The organism is Paraburkholderia sp. 40, assembly GCF_050434105.1.
GTDB classification, from domain to species: domain Bacteria; phylum Pseudomonadota; class Gammaproteobacteria; order Burkholderiales; family Burkholderiaceae; genus Paraburkholderia; species Paraburkholderia tuberum.
In genome coordinates this window covers 4452512-4470028 of the sequence record NZ_JBNPVY010000004.1, presented here as the reverse complement: position 1 = coordinate 4470028, position 17517 = coordinate 4452512, and the positions used below count along the sequence as shown (strand labels likewise).

The 17517-nt window shown below is 62.4% G+C and carries 11 protein-coding genes, 1 tRNA gene and 3 pseudogenes; 11 read left to right on the top strand and 4 right to left on the bottom strand.

The genetic code is table 11. From position 1 onward, the window contains the following. The first annotated feature begins 200 nt into the window (after positions 1-200). From OKW28_RS42555 to OKW28_RS42525, 7 genes and pseudogenes are all read left to right on the top strand, one after another. Positions 201-2138, top strand: coding sequence for an RICIN domain-containing protein (locus tag OKW28_RS42555; RefSeq protein WP_429454346.1), 1938 nt, complete (start codon positions 201-203; stop codon positions 2136-2138). Positions 2139-2252: 114 nt separating this feature from the next. After that, positions 2253-3337: pseudogene (locus OKW28_RS42550) on the top strand (IS3 family transposase); the annotation flags it as partial. 455 nt (positions 3338-3792) lie between these two features. Continuing rightward, positions 3793-4931, top strand: a pseudogene (locus OKW28_RS42545) (IS3 family transposase); the annotation flags it as partial. A 272-nt stretch (positions 4932-5203) separates the two neighbouring features. Next, the gene (locus OKW28_RS42540) at positions 5204-6412 is read left to right on the top strand and encodes a recombinase family protein (RefSeq protein ID WP_429454343.1); all 1209 of its coding nucleotides are present in this window, start codon (positions 5204-5206) and stop codon (positions 6410-6412) included. Between the two features lie 11 nt (positions 6413-6423). Continuing rightward, the gene (locus OKW28_RS42535) at positions 6424-7278 is read left to right on the top strand and encodes a hypothetical protein (RefSeq protein WP_429454341.1); all 855 of its coding nucleotides are present in this window, start codon (positions 6424-6426) and stop codon (positions 7276-7278) included. A 174-nt stretch (positions 7279-7452) separates the two neighbouring features. Further along, a pseudogene (locus OKW28_RS42530) lies at positions 7453-7656 on the top strand (transposase); the annotation flags it as partial. Positions 7657-7774: 118 nt separating this feature from the next. Then, a complete protein-coding gene (locus OKW28_RS42525; protein ID WP_187639737.1) occupies positions 7775-8080 on the top strand; it encodes a hypothetical protein in 306 nt (101 codons plus the stop codon). Between the two features lie 327 nt (positions 8081-8407). Here the strand turns inward: OKW28_RS42525 and OKW28_RS42520 are convergent. The 4 genes from OKW28_RS42520 to acs form a co-directional block, all read right to left on the bottom strand. After that, a tRNA-Ser gene (locus OKW28_RS42520) sits at positions 8408-8498 on the bottom strand. Positions 8499-8568: 70 nt separating this feature from the next. Next, positions 8569-10587 carry a sodium:solute symporter family protein gene (locus OKW28_RS42515; protein WP_429454339.1) on the bottom strand — a complete coding sequence of 673 codons (2019 nt, stop codon included), beginning with the start codon at positions 10585-10587 and terminating at the stop codon, positions 8569-8571. Positions 10588-10591: 4 nt separating this feature from the next. Further along, positions 10592-11020, bottom strand: a complete 429-nt coding sequence (locus OKW28_RS42510; RefSeq protein ID WP_429454337.1) for a DUF4212 domain-containing protein — start codon at positions 11018-11020, stop codon at positions 10592-10594. Positions 11021-11177: 157 nt separating this feature from the next. Then, positions 11178-13160, bottom strand: coding sequence for an acetate--CoA ligase (acs, locus tag OKW28_RS42505; RefSeq protein WP_429454335.1), 1983 nt, complete (start codon positions 13158-13160; stop codon positions 11178-11180). A 473-nt stretch (positions 13161-13633) separates the two neighbouring features. Between acs and OKW28_RS42500 the strand changes: the two genes are divergently transcribed. The 4 genes from OKW28_RS42500 to bfr all read left to right on the top strand — a co-directional run bounded on the left by OKW28_RS42500 (position 13634) and on the right by bfr (position 17485). After that, a complete protein-coding gene (locus OKW28_RS42500) occupies positions 13634-14536 on the top strand; it encodes a DMT family transporter (RefSeq protein ID WP_429454333.1) in 903 nt (300 codons plus the stop codon). Between the two features lie 207 nt (positions 14537-14743). Next, entirely contained in the window at positions 14744-15229 is a 486-nt protein-coding gene (locus tag OKW28_RS42495; protein ID WP_429454331.1) for a TIGR00645 family protein, read from the top strand. Between the two features lie 51 nt (positions 15230-15280). Then, positions 15281-16804 carry a fumarate hydratase gene (locus OKW28_RS42490; protein WP_184138591.1) on the top strand — a complete coding sequence of 508 codons (1524 nt, stop codon included), beginning with the start codon at positions 15281-15283 and terminating at the stop codon, positions 16802-16804. A 201-nt stretch (positions 16805-17005) separates the two neighbouring features. After that, complete coding sequence (bfr, locus tag OKW28_RS42485) at positions 17006-17485, top strand: bacterioferritin (protein ID WP_018418627.1); 480 nt, start codon at positions 17006-17008, stop codon at positions 17483-17485. The last annotated feature ends 32 nt before the right edge of the window (positions 17486-17517 follow it).

Sequence of the window (17517 nt, the reverse complement as noted above, 5' to 3'; positions counted from 1 at the left end):
CCATTCCACGTAAGTCTATTTCTTCGGCAAGGCTGCACAACTACGCTGGCGGAGCACCTCCTTGCCGCTGGCCGATGAAGTCCCGTACGTTCTGGAACACCTAGCCCAAGCTTGACTGCTTGGTCCCCGAGCAAGACAGCACCAAACAACAACCCACCACTGCCATGACTCATACTTGCCAACGATACGCTGGATGTAAGATGACACGCCTGCTTGGATGGATTGGCGCCGCTTGCATGGCCATAACCATGATGCTGTCCGGGCCGGCGGCGGCACAGTCCAACGCCGCAGTCAGCACGCTGCGCCCCAGCGGAACGACGCTGTGTACCGATGTCACAGGAATTTCGCAGTCAGACGGAGCGGCAGTGATTGTCTGGACGTGCAATGGCCAAGCCAACCAAAGTTGGCAGCTCCAACCGGTCGGCACCGCGTATCAGCTCATTGCTCAGCACAGCGGCAAATGCCTGGACATCACGGGAATTAGCTTTGACGCGGGCGCCCCGGCGATTCAGTGGGCCTGCAACGGGCAACCGAACCAGCAGTTCACGCTGCGCCAGCAAGGTACGGGCTATGCGATCGTGGCGGCGCACAGCAGCAAGTGTCTCGTCGCTCAGGGGGGGGGGAATCCGCAGGCAGGCCAGCAAGTCGTGCAGATGCCATGCGACGGCAGCGCGAGCCAGACCTGGGAAATCGATGGCCTGCACACCCCGCCTCCGCAGGCCGTCACCTTGCCGTCAAGCTGGACGGCGCCGCAAGCACTTCCGATCGTGCCGGTCGCGGCAGCCAACTTGCCCAACGGCAAGGTACTGACGTGGTCCTCCTGGGACCCCCTCAATTTCGGCGGCGACGGTGGCCAGACCTATACCGTTATTTTTGACCCTGCCACGGGAAATTCCTCTGAAATGCTTGTAAGCAACACCGGCCACGACATGTTCTGTCCTGGCATTGCGAATCTTCCCGACGGCCGGATTTTCGTCAATGGTGGTTCCAGCGATACCAAGACTAGTATCTTCGATCCCGCCACGCTCTCGTGGTCCGCCGGCCCGCTGATGAACATTGGCCGCGGATACAATGGCAGCGTCACGCTGACCAATGGCGGCGTATTTACCCTGGGCGGGTCGTGGGACGTCAACAAGGGTAACAAGAATGGCGAAACCTGGCTCCCAGGTACTGGCTGGCAACTCAACTCTGCAGTGTTTGCCACCGAAATCCTCACCGCTGATGGTGCCGGCATTTACCGCGCGGATAACCATGCCTGGATGTTTGCCGTGTCCAATGGCCGTGTATTTCACGCAGGTCCAAGCAAAAGCATGCACTGGATCGACACGGCCGGCAGCGGCAGTATTACCTGGGCCGGCGAGCGCGGCGGGGACGCCGATGCAATGAACGGCAACGCAGTCATGTACGATATCGGCAAGATCCTCACCATAGGCGGCGCGCCGAGTTACGATAGCACTTGGGCAAGTGCGAACGCCAATCTCATTGATATCAACGGTGGCACGGCCAAGGTGCGCCAGGTCGCCGCGATGGCCTATGCACGGGCTTTCCATAACAGTGTGGTGCTGCCGAACGGCCAAGTTGTGGTGATCGGCGGCCAGACCTACCCGAGGCCGTTCTCCGATGACGAAGCCGTGCTCACCGCTGAGCTTTGGGATCCGGCCACAGAGACATTTCAGCTGCTGGCGCCGATGGCCACGCCGCGAACTTACCACAGCGTGGCCCTGCTGCTGCCCGACGGACGTGTGCTGAGCGGCGGTGGCGGCCTCTGCGGCACCTGCTCGGCCAACCATCCGAGTGTCGAGATCCTGACGCCGCCCTATCTGCTGAATCCGGACGGCTCGGCGGCAACGCGACCCGTCATCGTCTCCGCACCGTCGGAGGTCAGCCTCGGTACTTCCATCGCCGTCACCACCAATGGGCCCGTGACCAACTTCTCGCTCCTCCGCATGGCATCGGCAACGCACTCGCTGGACAACGAGCAGCGCCGGGTCCCGGTGAAGTTCACCACCGGTACGGCGGGCGAATACCTGATCAATATCCCGTCCGATCCGGGCATCGTCGTCCCCGGCTATTACATGCTGTTTGCTCTCAATAACAAGGGCGTGCCCAGCGTCGCAAAGACGTTGCGCATTTACTGAGGATGGCGGCGATGTGCGGACGTGATCAGAGGTGGCCGGGCGAATTCGGACAGCGGGATAGGTGGAACGCCCGGGGCTTGAGCCAGCGAAAATGCAGGCAAAGGAACCGAGGACATGACGAAGAGAACCCGACGCAAGCGCTCAGCGGCGTTCAAGGCGAAAGTGGCGCTGCCGGCAGTCAAAGGCGAGCGCACGCTGGCCGAACTGGCGCAGCAGTTCGATGTGCACCCGAACCAGATCACGGAATGGAAACGGCAGCTGCAGGAGCGTGCGGCCGACGTGTCTGGAACGGCGGGCGTGGTATCGAACGAGCCGCCGGTAGACGTGAAGACCCTACACGCCAGGATCGGCCAGCTTTCTCTGGAAAATGATTTTTCAAGCGGCGCGCTCAACAAGGCGGGATTGCTGGGCGCAAAGCGATGGTTGACCGTGGCCATCAGTTACCGGTGTCGCAACATGCAAAGCTCGTCGGCATTGCCAGATCGAGTGTGTACTATCGGCCGCGGCAGGTCAGCGAGGCTGACCAGAACTTGATGCGCCGGATCGACGGGCTGCACCTGGAGTTTGCGTTCGCCGGAGCGCGAATGCTGGTCCGGCTGTTGCGCCGGGAAGACCATGGGGTGGGTCGCCGTCGCGTGCGCACGCTCATGAAGCGTATGGGTGTGAAAGCGCTTTACTGCAAGCCCAACACGAGCCGACGCAACGCGCAGCACAAGATATGGCCGTACCTGTTGCGCGGCATGAAGATCGAGCGCGCCAATCAGGTCTTCGCACCCGACACAACGTACATTCCCATGGCGCGTGGCTTCGTCTATCTGACGGCGGTAGTAGATTGGGCGAGTCGCAAGGTTCTTGCACACCGGGTGGCCATGACGCCGGAGGCAATACATGCCGTGGAGGCGCTGGAAGAAGCATTCGCCCGCTACGGGCTGCCAGACATCGTGAACACCGATCAGGCTAGCCAGTTCACGGCGGCCGCGTTCACCGATGCCGTACCTGAGCGCGGCGTGCGGCTGTCGATGGACGGCAAAGGCGCCTGGCGCGACAACGTGTTCGTCGAGCGCGTCTGGCGCAGCACCAAGTACGAAGAAGTGTACCTGAGGGCCTACGAGTCGGTCAGCCACGCCCGGCGCTCCATTGGCGACTACATCGAGCTATACAAGCCGTCAACACAACGCCCATATCGGCGAATCAAAGGAGGTTCTCTACCGCTGGCACCCGTGGTACGGGCACACGGTATGGATTTTCACCACGATAGAGAGGAAGAACGCCGAGTCAGTGCTGCGCTGTGGGCGAGAGCCGTTCGACACGGCGGGCTTGCTGGAGGTGCCGCAATGGATGTTCGATCCCGTTGCCTGCTGTCGCATTACCTCGGCAACGTCTCCCGCCGTCAGCTGTGAAGCATTGAGGGAACTGAAGTACCTGTTGGCGCAGGCGCCTGCTGCCACGCCGCGCGGTATGGTACAAGCCGAGCACCATCCTTTGCTCCGTACAGGAGGTGCTGATGCGACGCCAGACAAACCCCCAACCGGGCGGTCAACTCGACCTGTTCCGTCTCTTTCCGAAGACACCACAATGGGAGCACCTGCCGCAAGAGGTCTGAAGTTGACCCGCGAAAACGGACACCTATGCTTTTGATCAGGAGGTGTCGAAAATGGGCAGGCATCGTACCCCATACCCTGTGGAATTCCGGGCTCACATGGTCGAGCTGGTTAAGGCCGGAAGAACGCCTGAGGATCTGGCGCGCGAGTTCGAGCCGACCGAACAGACGATCAACAACTGGGTCGCGCAGGCCGATCGCGATGCGGGTGTGCGTCACGACGGGCTGACCACGGCCGAGCGGCAGGAACTCACACGGTTGCGTCGCGAGAACCGGCAACTGAAGATGGAAAGGGACATTCTCTCGCAGGCCGCGGCCTGGTTCGCGAGGGAGACGGGAGCCGTTCCGCCGAAGGGCGGTACGGATTCATGAGAGCGAACCGGGCCAGGTGGCCCATTGCCACGATGGCACGGCTGCTCAGGGTCTCCGCGAGCGGCTACTACGCATGGCTGGTGCGTGAGCCATCGAAACGCTCGTGTAGCGATGCGCAACTGCTCGAGCGCATCCGCACGCTGCATGCGAATTCACGCGGCACATATGGGGCGCCACGTATCCATGCGCAGCTCGCGTGGGAAGGCGTGCATGTGGGATGCAAGCGGGTCGCACGTCTGATGCACCTGGCCGGCCTGCATGGTGCGAGCCGGCGGCGCTGGCCACACACCACGCGGCAACGCGCGGGGGCTCGGCGCGCTCCGGATCTGGTGCGTCGGCACTTCTGCGCGGAGGCGACAAACATGCTGTGGGTGGCGGACGCCACCTACATCCCGACTGGCGAGGGGTTTCTGTATCTGGCCGTAGTCCTCGACGTGTTCAGTCGCCGAATTGTAGGCTGGGCGATGTCAAGCCATCTGTACACCGAACTGATGCTGCGCGCACTCGATATGGCGTTGCTGCAGCGACGCCACGAGGGCGTAATTCTACATTCGGACCAGGGATGCCAATACACCTCTATTGCATTCGGACGGCGCTGCCGCGAAGCCGGTGTGCAACCGTCGATGGGGACGGCCGGCGACGCGTACGACAACGCGATGTGCGAATCGTTCTTCGGCACGCTTGAAGCGGAGCTACTCTCGCGAGAACTCTTTGCGACTCGTGAACAGGCCCGGCAACGCATCTTCTGGTTCCTGGAGGGCTGGTACAACGTACGCCGCTTACACAGCGGCATTGGCTATCGTTCGCCGCTTGAATTCGAAAACCTCAACGTTAAAAGGCAAACCGTATCGCCTTGCGGGTTGTCCACCGGCGGGCAGCGTCATGGTCGTGAGAGGCGACCCGCCGCCCGCCCGTGGACAACCCGCGACTCAACACTCAACGGAGGTTAGATCGCATCAAATCGCAGGCTGCAAATCCGTCCGTCGAACCGGGTCAACCTCAGTCCGGCAGCAGACGGTGCGTTTGCTGGCGCAGCTGCTGCGGCAACACCGTCGCGGGCTGCTCGCCGCCGTACACGAGCCGGAGGTGCGCGATGAGTGACAAGATTCGGGCGCAGCATCTGGCGCGCAAGGCCATGCTGTACGTGCGCCAGTCGTCGGCCTACCAGGTCAGCCACAATCTGGAGAGCCAGAAGCTGCAGTATGCGATGCAGGATCGTCTGCATCAGTTGGGCTGGAACGAGATCGAGGTGATCGACGAGGATCTGGGACGCTCTGCGGCCGGAACGCAAACGCGCACGGGCTTCGAACGGATGGTCGCAGAGGTCTGTCTTGGGCACGTCGGCGCAGTTGCCGCTCGCGAGGTTTCACGATTCGCGCGCAACAGTCGCGAGTGGCAGCAACTGGTTGAGGTGTGCCGCGTCGTCGACACGGTGCTCGTCGATCAGGAGACCGTCTACTCACCGCGGCAGAGCAACGATCGTTTGCTGCTCGGCTTGAAGGGCAGCCTGAACGAATACGAGCTGGATCTGTTGCGTCAGCGTTCGCTCGAAGCTCGTCGGGAGAAGGCCAAACGCGGCGAACTCATTGTCGCGGCGCCGGTGGGTTACTGCAAGACCGAAGACCAGCGCCTGGAGAAGGATCCGGATTTGCGCGTGCAGGACGCCATCCGCTCAGTATTCCGCCAGTTCGGCGCGATTGGTTCGGTGCGTCAGACGTTGTTATGGTTCCTGGAGCACGGCCTGCAGTTGCCGGCATGCATGCCGCGCGGCGAAATCCAATGGAAACGGCCGAGCTACGGCACGGTGTACCGGATCCTGACCAACCCGATCTACGGTGGCACGTATGCCTATGGCAAAACCGAATGCGCGATCCATTACGAGGCTGGGGAACCACGCAAACGTGATCGCCGCAAACCACGGGATCAGTGGCTTGCGCTCATTCCGAATGCCCACGAAGGGTACGTTGACTGGGACGAATTCGAACGGATCCAGTGTGCCATTAGCGGCAACCTGCGTCTGGCCGGACACGCTGGCGCCCCGAAGAACGGTGAGGCCCTGCTGGCGGGACTATTGCGCTGCAGGCGCTGCGCGAGCAAGCTGACGCTACACTACACTACACGGGTAACAGGCACGACGCCTTGCGCTATAGCTGTCATCGCGGCTGGATGGACAAGGGGCAACCGCGTTGTATTGCGTTCGGTGGCACACGCGCGGACGCGGCCATCGCCGAGGCGGTCTTGCAGGTCGTTCAACCGGCGGCAATTGAGGCAGCAATCGTGGCGCGCGAAGAAGAGACCCTGAAGCAGGACGAAGTGCTGGCCGCGTTGCAGCGGGATCTTCAGGCTGCACGCTACGCCGCGCAACGCGCGCAGAAACAGTACGATGCTGCTGACCCCGAGAACCGGCTCGTCGCCGACGAACTGGAGCGGCGCTGGAATCATGCGCTACTACGCGTAGAGGAACTGGAATCGCGTATCGAGCAACAGTCGCGCACATCCGGCCAGATACCGCCTACCCAGCCAGAGGAGTTTGCCGATCTTGCCACTGCATTGGAATCGATCTGGCCGCAGGCCGACGCCCGCCTGAAGAAGCGCATAGTGCGCACCCTGATCCACGAAGTCGTCGTTGACGTTGACGACGCAACGAGCGAAATCGTGCTCGTCATTCACTGGAAGGGCGGAGTACATACCGAGATTCGCGTGCCGCGGCGGCGCCGCGGAGAGAACACTACGCATACGTCACGTGAAGCAATTGATGCCGTGCGCCAGCTTGTCCGTATCTGTCCGGATCTGGTGATCGCCGGCGTACTCAATCGCAATGACCTGCGAACCGGCCGGGGTAACTTCTGGACCCAGGAGCGAGTCACCGCGTTGCGCAGCCACCATCAGATCCCGGTCTATTCGAGCGAACGACGTGCTGCTGAAGGATGGATGACGTTGACCGAGGCATCGGCGTTCATCGGTGTGAGCCCCGGAACGCTCAGGCTCGCAGTTGAGCGCAACAAGATCCCAGCCGAACATCCGTTACCCAACGGGCCATGGATCTTCAATCGCAATTCGCTGACCGGGGACGCAGTTACCGAACTCGTCGGACGGGCTCGCGCACGGCGTGGACACCCCACAATACCAACGACACAACAGGGCTCTCTAGATTTATCAACAACATAGCGAGGTTGGGCAGTATGAAACGCACTTGTACAACCGGAAACGGCCCCATTCAAGTCTGTCCGATCAGACGCCGGATGAGGCATACTTCGCGACGCTGCCAGCGATCAAATCGGCAGCATGATTGCCTCGGACGCTCCACTTAAAAATCTCGGAAAACTGTCCGAACGAGCGAAGCCACCTCTTCCCTGGCAACGCGGCTCAAACGAAAACACGAATGGGCTTCTGAGGCAATACTTCCCTAAGGGTACTGATCTCTCCGTCTACTCGCAGGCCAGACTGAATGCCGTAGCCAGGCGGCTCAACGAACGTCCCCGAAAAACACTAAACTTCGACACGCCGGCTGAGCGATTTAACCCAATCGTTGCATCGACCGGTTGAATCCGCCGCTTTGATTGGCCTGTTGTTTCTCGTGCTGCTTTACACGGTCGCGCCGGCGATGCAACGCGGTCATCCGGCCACGCACCAGTGGCAGGCCCTAACACGATAAGGAGGTTGCATGGACACGCACAAGTTCGTACTTGCGCTGGAGGGCGAAGGTATGGATCCCGACCAGGCAGCCATCATCGCCCACGAGATATACGCGATCTATGCTCACTCCGGACTGGGTGGAGTCTATAAACCCGTGGACTATGGCGATCTTGAAATGCTTCGCGCGAAGGCAGATCTTGTGCGAGCCGAGAAAGAAGCGCGACTCCAGGCGCTACTCGCGATGAGAGCTGACGACGCCGTGCAACAAGCGTACTGGATGGGCGAAATGAAGCGGATCGAAGGAGAGAGAAGGAAGCGCGGCTTCATCAGATGAGCGGTTCCAGACTCCGCAGCTGAATGGCGATTCAGGCAGACGATTGCCTCCGAACCTGACCGGTTGCATGGCCGCCGGGAGTTGGCATTGCCGGCCGGGACCCAGGCGGCGTTCCGCGAAGTCGGCAACGGCAACAGGTATCACGCGCGCGCGTGTCGCCGCCAATGCTCAATGCAAACGGGATGGTTTCAACCCATGGTGGCAACGTGGCGTGCGCCGACCCCTGTACCGACTGGCCACGACCCGCAACCACAGTTTGGCGTATGGTGGGTTGTTTGGTGGGTAGAAACGAAAAACGGGCCAAGAGGCCCGTATTCATTGATATCCTGGCGGAGAGACGGGGATTCGAACCCCGGATAGGTTATTAACCTATACACGCTTTCCAGGCGTGCGACTTAAACCGCTCATCCATCTCTCCGGCGGGGAGCCGAATTATAGCAAACTTCGCGCCCTGCGCCACACCCTGGCCAAAGCCCCGCGCAAACCGCCTACGGATGCCGGATATAGTCGACTAGCGCGATCGTATAAGCGTCCGCCTTTCGATCGATCAAACTCACCCCGATCGCCACGAGAAAACCCGCCGGCACACCGAACACGCCCGAACTGATCGGCTCGATGCCAAACCAGCGCGCACCTGTGAATCCCGTCATCTGCGTGAAGAACGGATACGTCGACACGATGTAGTAGATGCACACGACAAGCCCCGCGACCATCCCCGCCACCGCGCCGAGCCGCGTCGTGCGTTTCCAGAACACGCCGAGCACGAGCGCCGGAAACAGACTCGACGCCGCCAGCGAAAACGCCGCCCCGACCAGAAACAGAATATTCCCCGTATTCAGCGACGCCACGTACGACGCGAACAATGCGACACCCAGCAGCAGAATCTTCGAGATCGTCACGCGCCGCTGGCTCGACGCGTTCGGATCGACCATGTGGTAGTACACGTCGTGCGATAGCGCGTTCGCGATCGTCAGCAGCAGACCATCCGCGGTCGATAGCGCCGCCGCGAGCGCCCCCGCCGCGATCAAGCCCGACATCACATACGGCAGCCCCGCGATCTCGGGCGCCGCGAGCACGACCATATCAGGCTGCATCTGGATCTCGCTCCAGCGCACGATACCGTCGCCGTTCGTATCGGCGAGGCTGATCAGGCTCGGTTCGACCTTGCGCCATTGCATCAGCCACTGCGGCAGATCGGCGAAATGATGGCCGACCAGATTCGACAGGATCTCGTACTTGATCAGCACCGCCAGCACCGGCACGGTCAGATAGAACAGCGCGACGAAAAAGAGCGTCCAGCCGACCGAGCGGCGCGCCGACGCCACCGAAGTCGTCGTGTTATAGCGCGTCAGGATATGCGGCAGGCTCGCCGTGCCAAGCGACAGACACAGCAGCAGCGATAGAAAGTTGCGCGCGTGCGTGCTTGGGTCTTCCTCACCGACAGCAGGAAACGGTTCCTGCATCGGCACCGGCGCGGTCGCCCGCATCAGCATGTCGTCGCGCTTCTGACTCCAGACGATCTGCGCGGCGGCGGCATCGCGCGGAAACTGTTCGAGCGCGCGCTCGAGCTCCTTGATCTCGCGCAACGGACCGTTATGGCGGCGCAGATCGCCGACCTCCTGCGTGAGCCGCTGCTTTTCGTCGATGAACGATTGCGGCAGCGTATCGAGCCGCAGTTGCATCAACGCGGCGCGGCGTCGATAGTCGTCGCGCACGCGCTCCTCGAGCGGCGCGTCGCGCACCTGTTTCTCGAGCCCTTCCATGCGCTCCATCAGGCGTCCATAGCTGAATTGCGGCACCCAGCCGAGGCCGTCTTTGTGCGCGATCATCGATACCGGTATCAGCATCGCGAGGATCAGGATGATGTACTGCGCGACCTGGGTCCACGTAACGGCACGCATGCCGCCCAGAAACGAGCACACCAGAATGCCCGCGAGCCCGCAGAAAATGCCGACCGCGAAATCGACGCCGATAAAGCGCGTCGCGATCAGCCCGACGCCCTGGATCTGCGCGACCAGATAAACGAACGAGCACAGGATCGCGGCGAGCGCCGCGAGGCCGCGCACCGCGTTGCTCGAATAGCGCGTGCCGAGAAAATCGGGAATCGTGTAGCGCGCGAGCTTGCGCACATATGGCGCGAGCAGGAACGCGACGAGGCAATAGCCGCCGGTCCAGCCCATCAGGTACGCGAGGCCGTCGTAGCCGGTCGCGTAGATCGAGCCGGCCAGACCGATGAACGACGCGGCCGATAACCAGTCGGCCGCGGTCGCCATACCGTTGAACGCCGACGGCACGCGCCGCCCCGCCACGTAGTATTCGACCAGGTCGGACGTGCGCGACAGCACGCCGATCACCGCATACACCGCGATCGGCACGAACAGGAACACATAGCCGATCCACACCCCGGGACCGGTGCTGCGCTCGATGCGCCACATCACGTAGACGAACAGCAGAAAGCCGAGCGTATAGAGCGCGTACGAGCGGATCAGCCGATGCGTGAGCTTCATCGGCTCAGCGCCCGCGCGCGGCCGGCGCGGCCGTGCCGATCGTGACGTCATCGTTCGCGCCGCTGGTGGAATCCGCGGCGGGACCGCTTGCCGCATCGCGCTGCGAATCCGCTTCGAACGCGTGCTGCAACTGACGATCGGCGCGCTGCATCAGCACGATATAGACGACGATCAACGCGAGGTAGATCAGAATCGCGCCTTGTGCGCCAAAGTAGAACGGCAGCCTGAAGCCGCCTGCGTGCACCTGCGCGAGCGCGGGCGCCAGCAATGGCACGACGAAGGAGACGAAGAAGCCAAGCGTCATCAGCACCGCGATCAGCGCGAGGTTGAAACGCCAGTACTTGCGATGCGCGAGCGCCATCGCCGCCGAGACCGGTGGCGGTTCGGGCGGGGGGTTCAACCTGGCGTGGGAGGATAGGTGCGGCGCGGCCATGCGCCTATGTATCAAAAAGGCATCGGCGAGGCAATCGGGATTGTCCGCGCAACGCCGTGACACAAGCCGTCCACTCGAATAACGGGTCTGCGCGGCGTGCCCGCAAGCGTGTCGATCGACACGCCGCCGCCGTCCGCGCAGACCCGCTTACAACGCTTTAAATCGACTCGCCGAGCTGATCGAGAATCGCCGGGTTTTCCAGCGTCGACACGTCCTGGGTGATTTCCTCGCCCTTCGCGAGCGAACGCAACAGACGACGCATGATCTTGCCCGAACGCGTCTTCGGCAGGTTCTCGCCGAAGCGGATGTCCTTCGGCTTCGCGATCGGACCGATCTCCTTGCCGACCCAGTTGCGCAGGTCGTTCGCGAGCTTCACGGCCTCTTCGCCTTGCGGACGCGCACGCTTGAGCACCACGAACGCGCACACCGCCTCGCCGGTCGTCGCATCGGGGCGGCCCACCACGGCGGCTTCCGCGACGAGCGGATTGGCCACCAGTGCCGACTCGATCTCCATGGTGCCGAGACGATGGCCCGACACGTTCAGCACGTCGTCGATGCGGCCCATGATCGTGAAGTAGCCGGTCTCCTTGTCGCGCACCGCGCCGTCGCCGGCGAGGTAGAGCCTGCCGCCGAGCTCGTCGGGGAAGTAGCTCTTCTTGTAGCGGTCCGGATCGCCCCACACGTTGCGCAGCATCGCCGGCCACGGACGCTTGACCACCAGAATGCCGCCCTGCCCGTTCGGTACGTCCTGCCCGGTTTCGTCGACGACCGCGGCCATGATGCCCGGCAGCGGCAACGTGCACGAACCCGGCACGAGCGGCGTCGCGCCCGGCATCGGCGCGATCATGTGGCCGCCGGTCTCGGTCTGCCACCAGGTATCGACGATCGGACAGCGGCCGCCGCCGACGTTCTCGTAGTACCACACCCACGCTTCCGGATTGATCGGTTCGCCGACCGTGCCGATGATGCGCAACGTCGACAGGTCGTAGCTCTTCGGATGCACTTTAGCGTCGGCCTCGGAGGCCTTGATCAGCGAGCGGATCGCAGTGGGAGCCGTATAGAACAGCGTGACCCTGTGCTTCGCGATCATCTGCCAGAAGCGCCCGGCGTCCGGATAGGTCGGCACGCCCTCGAACACGATCTGGGTGCCGCCAAGCGTGAGCGGCCCGTACGTAATGTAGCTATGGCCGGTGATCCAGCCGATGTCGGCGGTACACCAGAACACGTCGGAGGGGCGCCAGTCGAAGGTCCACTTCAGCGTTTGCGCGGCCCACAGCAGATAGCCGCCGGTGCTGTGCTGCACGCCCTTCGGCTTGCCGGTCGAGCCCGACGTATAGAGAATGAAGAGCGGATGCTCGGCGTCGACCCATTCGGGCACGCACTGGTCCGACTCGCCTTGTGTGAGTTCGTGCATCCACAGGTCGCGCCCTGCGTCCCACGCGACCTTGCCGCCGGTGCGCTGGTACACGATCACGCTCCTGACCTTCTCGCAGCCGCCGAGCGCGAGCGCTTCGTCGGCGATGTTCTTCAGCGGCAAAGCCTTGCCGCCGCGCATCTGTTCGTCCGACGTGATCAGCGCGACCGCGCCGACGTCGACGAGCCGCTCGTTGAGCGACTTCGACGAGAAACCGCCGAACACGACCGAGTGCGTCGCGCCGATCCGCGCGCACGCCTGCATCGCGACGATGCCCTCGATCGACATCGGCATATAGATGACGACCGGGTCGCCTTTCTTCACGCCGCGTTTTTTCAGCGCATTCGCGAAGCGCGATACGCGTTGCAACAGGTCCTGATAGGTGACGTTGGTGACGGTACCGTCGTCGGCTTCGAACACGATCGCGACGCGCTCACCGTTGCCGGCATCGACGTGACGGTCGATGCTGTTATACGACGCGTTCAGCTGGCCGTCTTCGAACCACGTGTAGAACGGCGCCTTCGATTCGTCGAGCACCTTCGTAAACGGCTTGTGCCAACTCAGCGTCTCCTTCGCGAGACGCCCCCAGAAGCCTTCGTAGTCGCGCTCCGCTTCGGCGGCGAGCGCCCGGTACGCGTCCATGCCGGAGATCGTGGCACCCTTCGCAGTGTCAGCGGAGGGCGGAAAAACGCGGCGTTCCTGAAGAACCGATTCAATCGCAGACATCGACAACCCCTTGGTGAAGATGAAACGTAAAACCTGTACCGGCGCGCGTCGGGCGCGCGGGCCTTATCCTGTTCGAGCCGCCACGAGCGGCGCTGTCTCCCACCTCGCGATACCATCAAACGCGCGTGCGTGCGGCATCGCAACATCCGTGCATGCGGGCGCCCTGCCCGACCTTATCCCGCGTCAAGGCTTAACCATATGCGCTGCAACTTACCGGCCACTTACGCGCATCGTATTGATCTGCAAGCGAAAACCCTTAGATCGCGCCCGCCATCGACGCAGTTACGCGTTGATCAGACGAGATGCGCGCGAAAAAGATCGCCCGTTCTACAGAGCCTTCTACGCTCACTCGCAGCACATTGCATACCGCTGATGCGAACTCGACGCACCGCCAGCGCGCCCGCTTTCGCACCCTTACGCCGTCTCGCACGGCCTTTTACAATGCTAACTGAACTAGCCGTCCGGATTCCAGCTTGAATCGCTACGCCCTGCTTCTCATTACCTCGATGCTGCTCGTCGGCAGCAATGTCGGAATCGGTAAATCGATCGTCGCCTTCGTCCCCGTCCCGCTGTTCGCGCTGCTGCGTTTCATAATCGCGATGGCCGTGCTTTGGCCGCTGTTGCGCGTGACCAAACTGCGCCGCGTCAAACGCGATGAATGGATCAACCTGTTTTTGCAGGCGCTATTCGGCACCTTCGGTTTCACGCTGCTGATGCTCAACGGCGTCGCCCGTACCAGCGCGGTCGCGGCCGGCGTGATCACGAGCACGATTCCGGCGGTCGTCGCGCTGCTGTCGTGGCTGATCCTGAAGGAGCGGCCCGATGGCCGCGCGCTCGCGTCGATCGCGCTGGCGATCGTCGGCGTCGTCGTCATCAATGTCGCGCACGTCCAGGCGGGCGCGGATGCGACGGCCGGCACCGGCTCGCTCGCGGGCAACTTCATGGTGCTCGGTGCCGTGTGCTGCGAATCGCTGTACATCATTCTGTCCCGCCGCCTCACGCAGACGCTCGCGCCGATCGAAATTTGCGCGTACACGCATCTGTTCGGCCTGCTGCTGATGCTGCCGCTCGGCGCCGGCGCGCTCGCGCATTTCGACTATCGCGCGGTGCCGTCGAGCGTCTGGATGCTGGTGTTGTGGTACGGGCTGTCGGCCAGCATCTTCTCGTTCTGGCTGTGGATGAAAGGCATCCGTCACGTGCCAGGCAGTCTTGCCGGCGTGTTCAGCGCGGTGCTGCCGGTCGCCGCGGCACTCTACGGCATCGAGTTCCTCGGCGAGCGGCCCACGCTCGCGCATGGCATCGCGCTTGCCTGCGTGGTCGCCGGTATCGGCCTCGCGAGCCTGAAGGCGCGCAGCGTGCCGCCGGTCGCATCGTAATTCTGGTGTGGCGGGCGCACTGTCCGCCGCAAAGCAGCAGATTCGACCGACGCTGTACAATAGCGCGCCTGACGCGAGTCTCGCGCCCCTTGGATGGCCGCGCCCCGCACCGCCGTCGGCGCCTGGCCCCTGTTCCGTCACCCGCGCTTCATCTGACCGTTGCCTATGTCCGCTTCGCGACTCGCCTCCGCCCGTCCGCGCCGCCCCATGCGCGCGCTGCCCCACCTCGTTTTCATGAGCCGCTGGCTGCAGGTGCCGCTGTACCTCGGGCTGATCGTCGCGCAGGCGGTCTACGTCGTGCTATTCCTGAAGGAAGTCTGGCATCTGGTCACCGACTCGATGAAGCTCGACGAAACCAGCATCATGCTCGTCGTGCTGGGCCTGATCGACGTGGTGATGATCTCGAACCTGCTGATCATGGTGATCATCGGCGGCTATGAAACGTTCGTATCGCGCCTCGGCCTCGACGGTCATCCGGACGAACCGGAATGGCTCGATCACGTGAACGCCGGCGTGCTGAAAGTGAAGCTGTCGATGGCGCTGATCAGCATTTCGTCGATCCATCTGCTGAAGACCTTCATCAGCCCCGACCAGAACACCACGCACACGCACCCCAAACATTTCGAAGGGCCCGCGGCATTGCACGCCGTGGGCGGCATCAAGGTTTCCACTCCCATGAAGGCGCAAGACTGACCGCACCGTGCTGCGATCCGACAACAAGCGCCACTCCCCACTGAGCTAGCCATGACCGTCATCAAACAGGAAGACCTGATTCAGAGCATCGCTGATTCGCTGCAGTACATCAGCTACTACCATCCGCTCGACTACATCGAAGCGCTCGGCCGCGCGTACGAGCTCGAACAGAGCCCCGCAGCGAAGGACGCGATCGCGCAGATCCTGACCAACAGCCGCATGTGCGCCGAAGGCAAGCGCCCGATCTGCCAGGACACCGGCATCGTCACGGTGTTCGTGAAGGTCGGTATGGACGTGCGTTGGGACGGCGCCACGATGAGCGTCACCGACATGATCAACGAAGGCGTGCGCCGCGGTTATCTGAATCCGGACAACGTGCTGCGCGCATCGATCGTGAGCCCGCCCGAAGGCGCGCGCAAGAACACCAAGGACAACACGCCGGCCGTGATCCACTACGAGATCGTGCCGGGTAACACCGTCGACGTGCAGGTCGCGGCCAAGGGTGGCGGCTCGGAGAACAAGTCGAAGTTCGCGATGCTGAACCCGTCGGATTCGATCGTCGACTGGATCCTGAAGACCGTGCCGACGATGGGCGCGGGCTGGTGCCCGCCGGGCATGCTCGGCATCGGCATCGGCGGCACCGCTGAGAAAGCGATGGTGATGGCGAAGGAATCGCTGATGGACCCGATCGACATTCAGGACGTGATCGCGCGCGGCCCGAAGGACTGGATCGAAGAGCTGCGCGTGGAGTTGCACGAGAAGGTCAACGCACTCGGTATCGGCGCGCAGGGCCTCGGCGGTCTGTCCACTGTTCTCGACGTGAAGATCATGGCCGCGCCGACGCACGCCGCATCCAAGCCGATCGCGATCATCCCGAACTGTGCGGCGACGCGCCACGCGCACTTCACGCTCGACGGTTCGGGCGTCGCCAGGCTCGAAGCGCCGTCGCTCGACGCATGGCCGAAGGTGCACTGGGAACCGAACACGGAAACCAGCAAGCGCGTTGACCTGAACACGCTGACACCGGAAGAAGTGGCTGGCTGGAAGCCGGGCCAGACGCTGCTGCTGTCGGGCAAGATGTTGACGGGCCGCGACGCCGCGCACAAGCGCATCGCCGACATGCTCGCGAAGGGCGAGAAGCTGCCGGTCGATTTCACGAACCGCGTGATCTACTACGTCGGCCCGGTCGATCCGGTGCGCGACGAAGCGGTCGGCCCGGCGGGCCCGACCACTGCGACGCGGATGGACAAGTTCACCGAGACGATGCTCGCGCAAACGGGCCTCATTTCGATGATCGGCAAGGCCGAGCGCGGCCCGGTCGCGATCGAGGCGATCAAGAAGCACAAGGCAGCGTATCTGATGGCCGTCGGCGGTGCCGCGTACCTCGTGTCGAAGGCGATCCGCAGCGCGAAGGTGCTCGCGTTCGAAGACCTCGGCATGGAAGCGATCTACGAGTTCGACGTGCAGGACATGCCGGTCACGGTCGCCGTCGATTCGAACGGCACCTCCGTGCACCAGACCGGCCCGAAGGAATGGCAAGCCAAGATCGGCAAGATTCCGGTCGCCACGGCTTGATGAGTCGCGATTAACGCGACTCAGGTCAGTCGAAAAGCCGGGGCCGCGATCCCGGCTTTTTCTTTTCGTCGTCATGCACGCGCAAGGCGCCGCATGCACGAGACCGCCAACGCCGCCAAAAGTTGTATCGGATTTCTTGGCTTTTTTGGACATGACGTTTATTGTTGTTGGAAATTCAAGGTCCCCGAAAAAGGAAATAACATGCAAGGCGACAAGAAGGTCATCGAGTATCTGAACGCGCAGTTGAAGAACGAACTGACCGCGATCAATCAATACTTCCTGCATGCCCGAATGTACGGCCACTGGGGCCTCGACAAGCTCGGCAAGCACGAGTACGACGAGTCGATCGGCGAAATGAAGCATGCCGACATGCTGATCGAACGGATCTTCATGCTCGACGGTCTGCCGAATCTGCAGGACCTGCACAAGCTGCTGATCGGCGAGGAAACCAAAGAGATCCTCGAATGCGATCTGAAGCTCGAACAGATTTCGCAAGGCACCTGCAAGGAGGCGATTGCCTACTGCGAATCGGTGCGCGATTTCATCTCGCGCGAAATCTTCACGAAGATTCTCGACGACACCGAAGAGCACATCGACTGGCTCGAAACCCAGCTCGATCTGATCGACAAGGTCGGTATCCAGAACTACCAGCAAAGCGCGATGGGCTCGGTCGAGTCCTGATCGAAGCACGCTGAAGCATCCCGCGCGGTAGC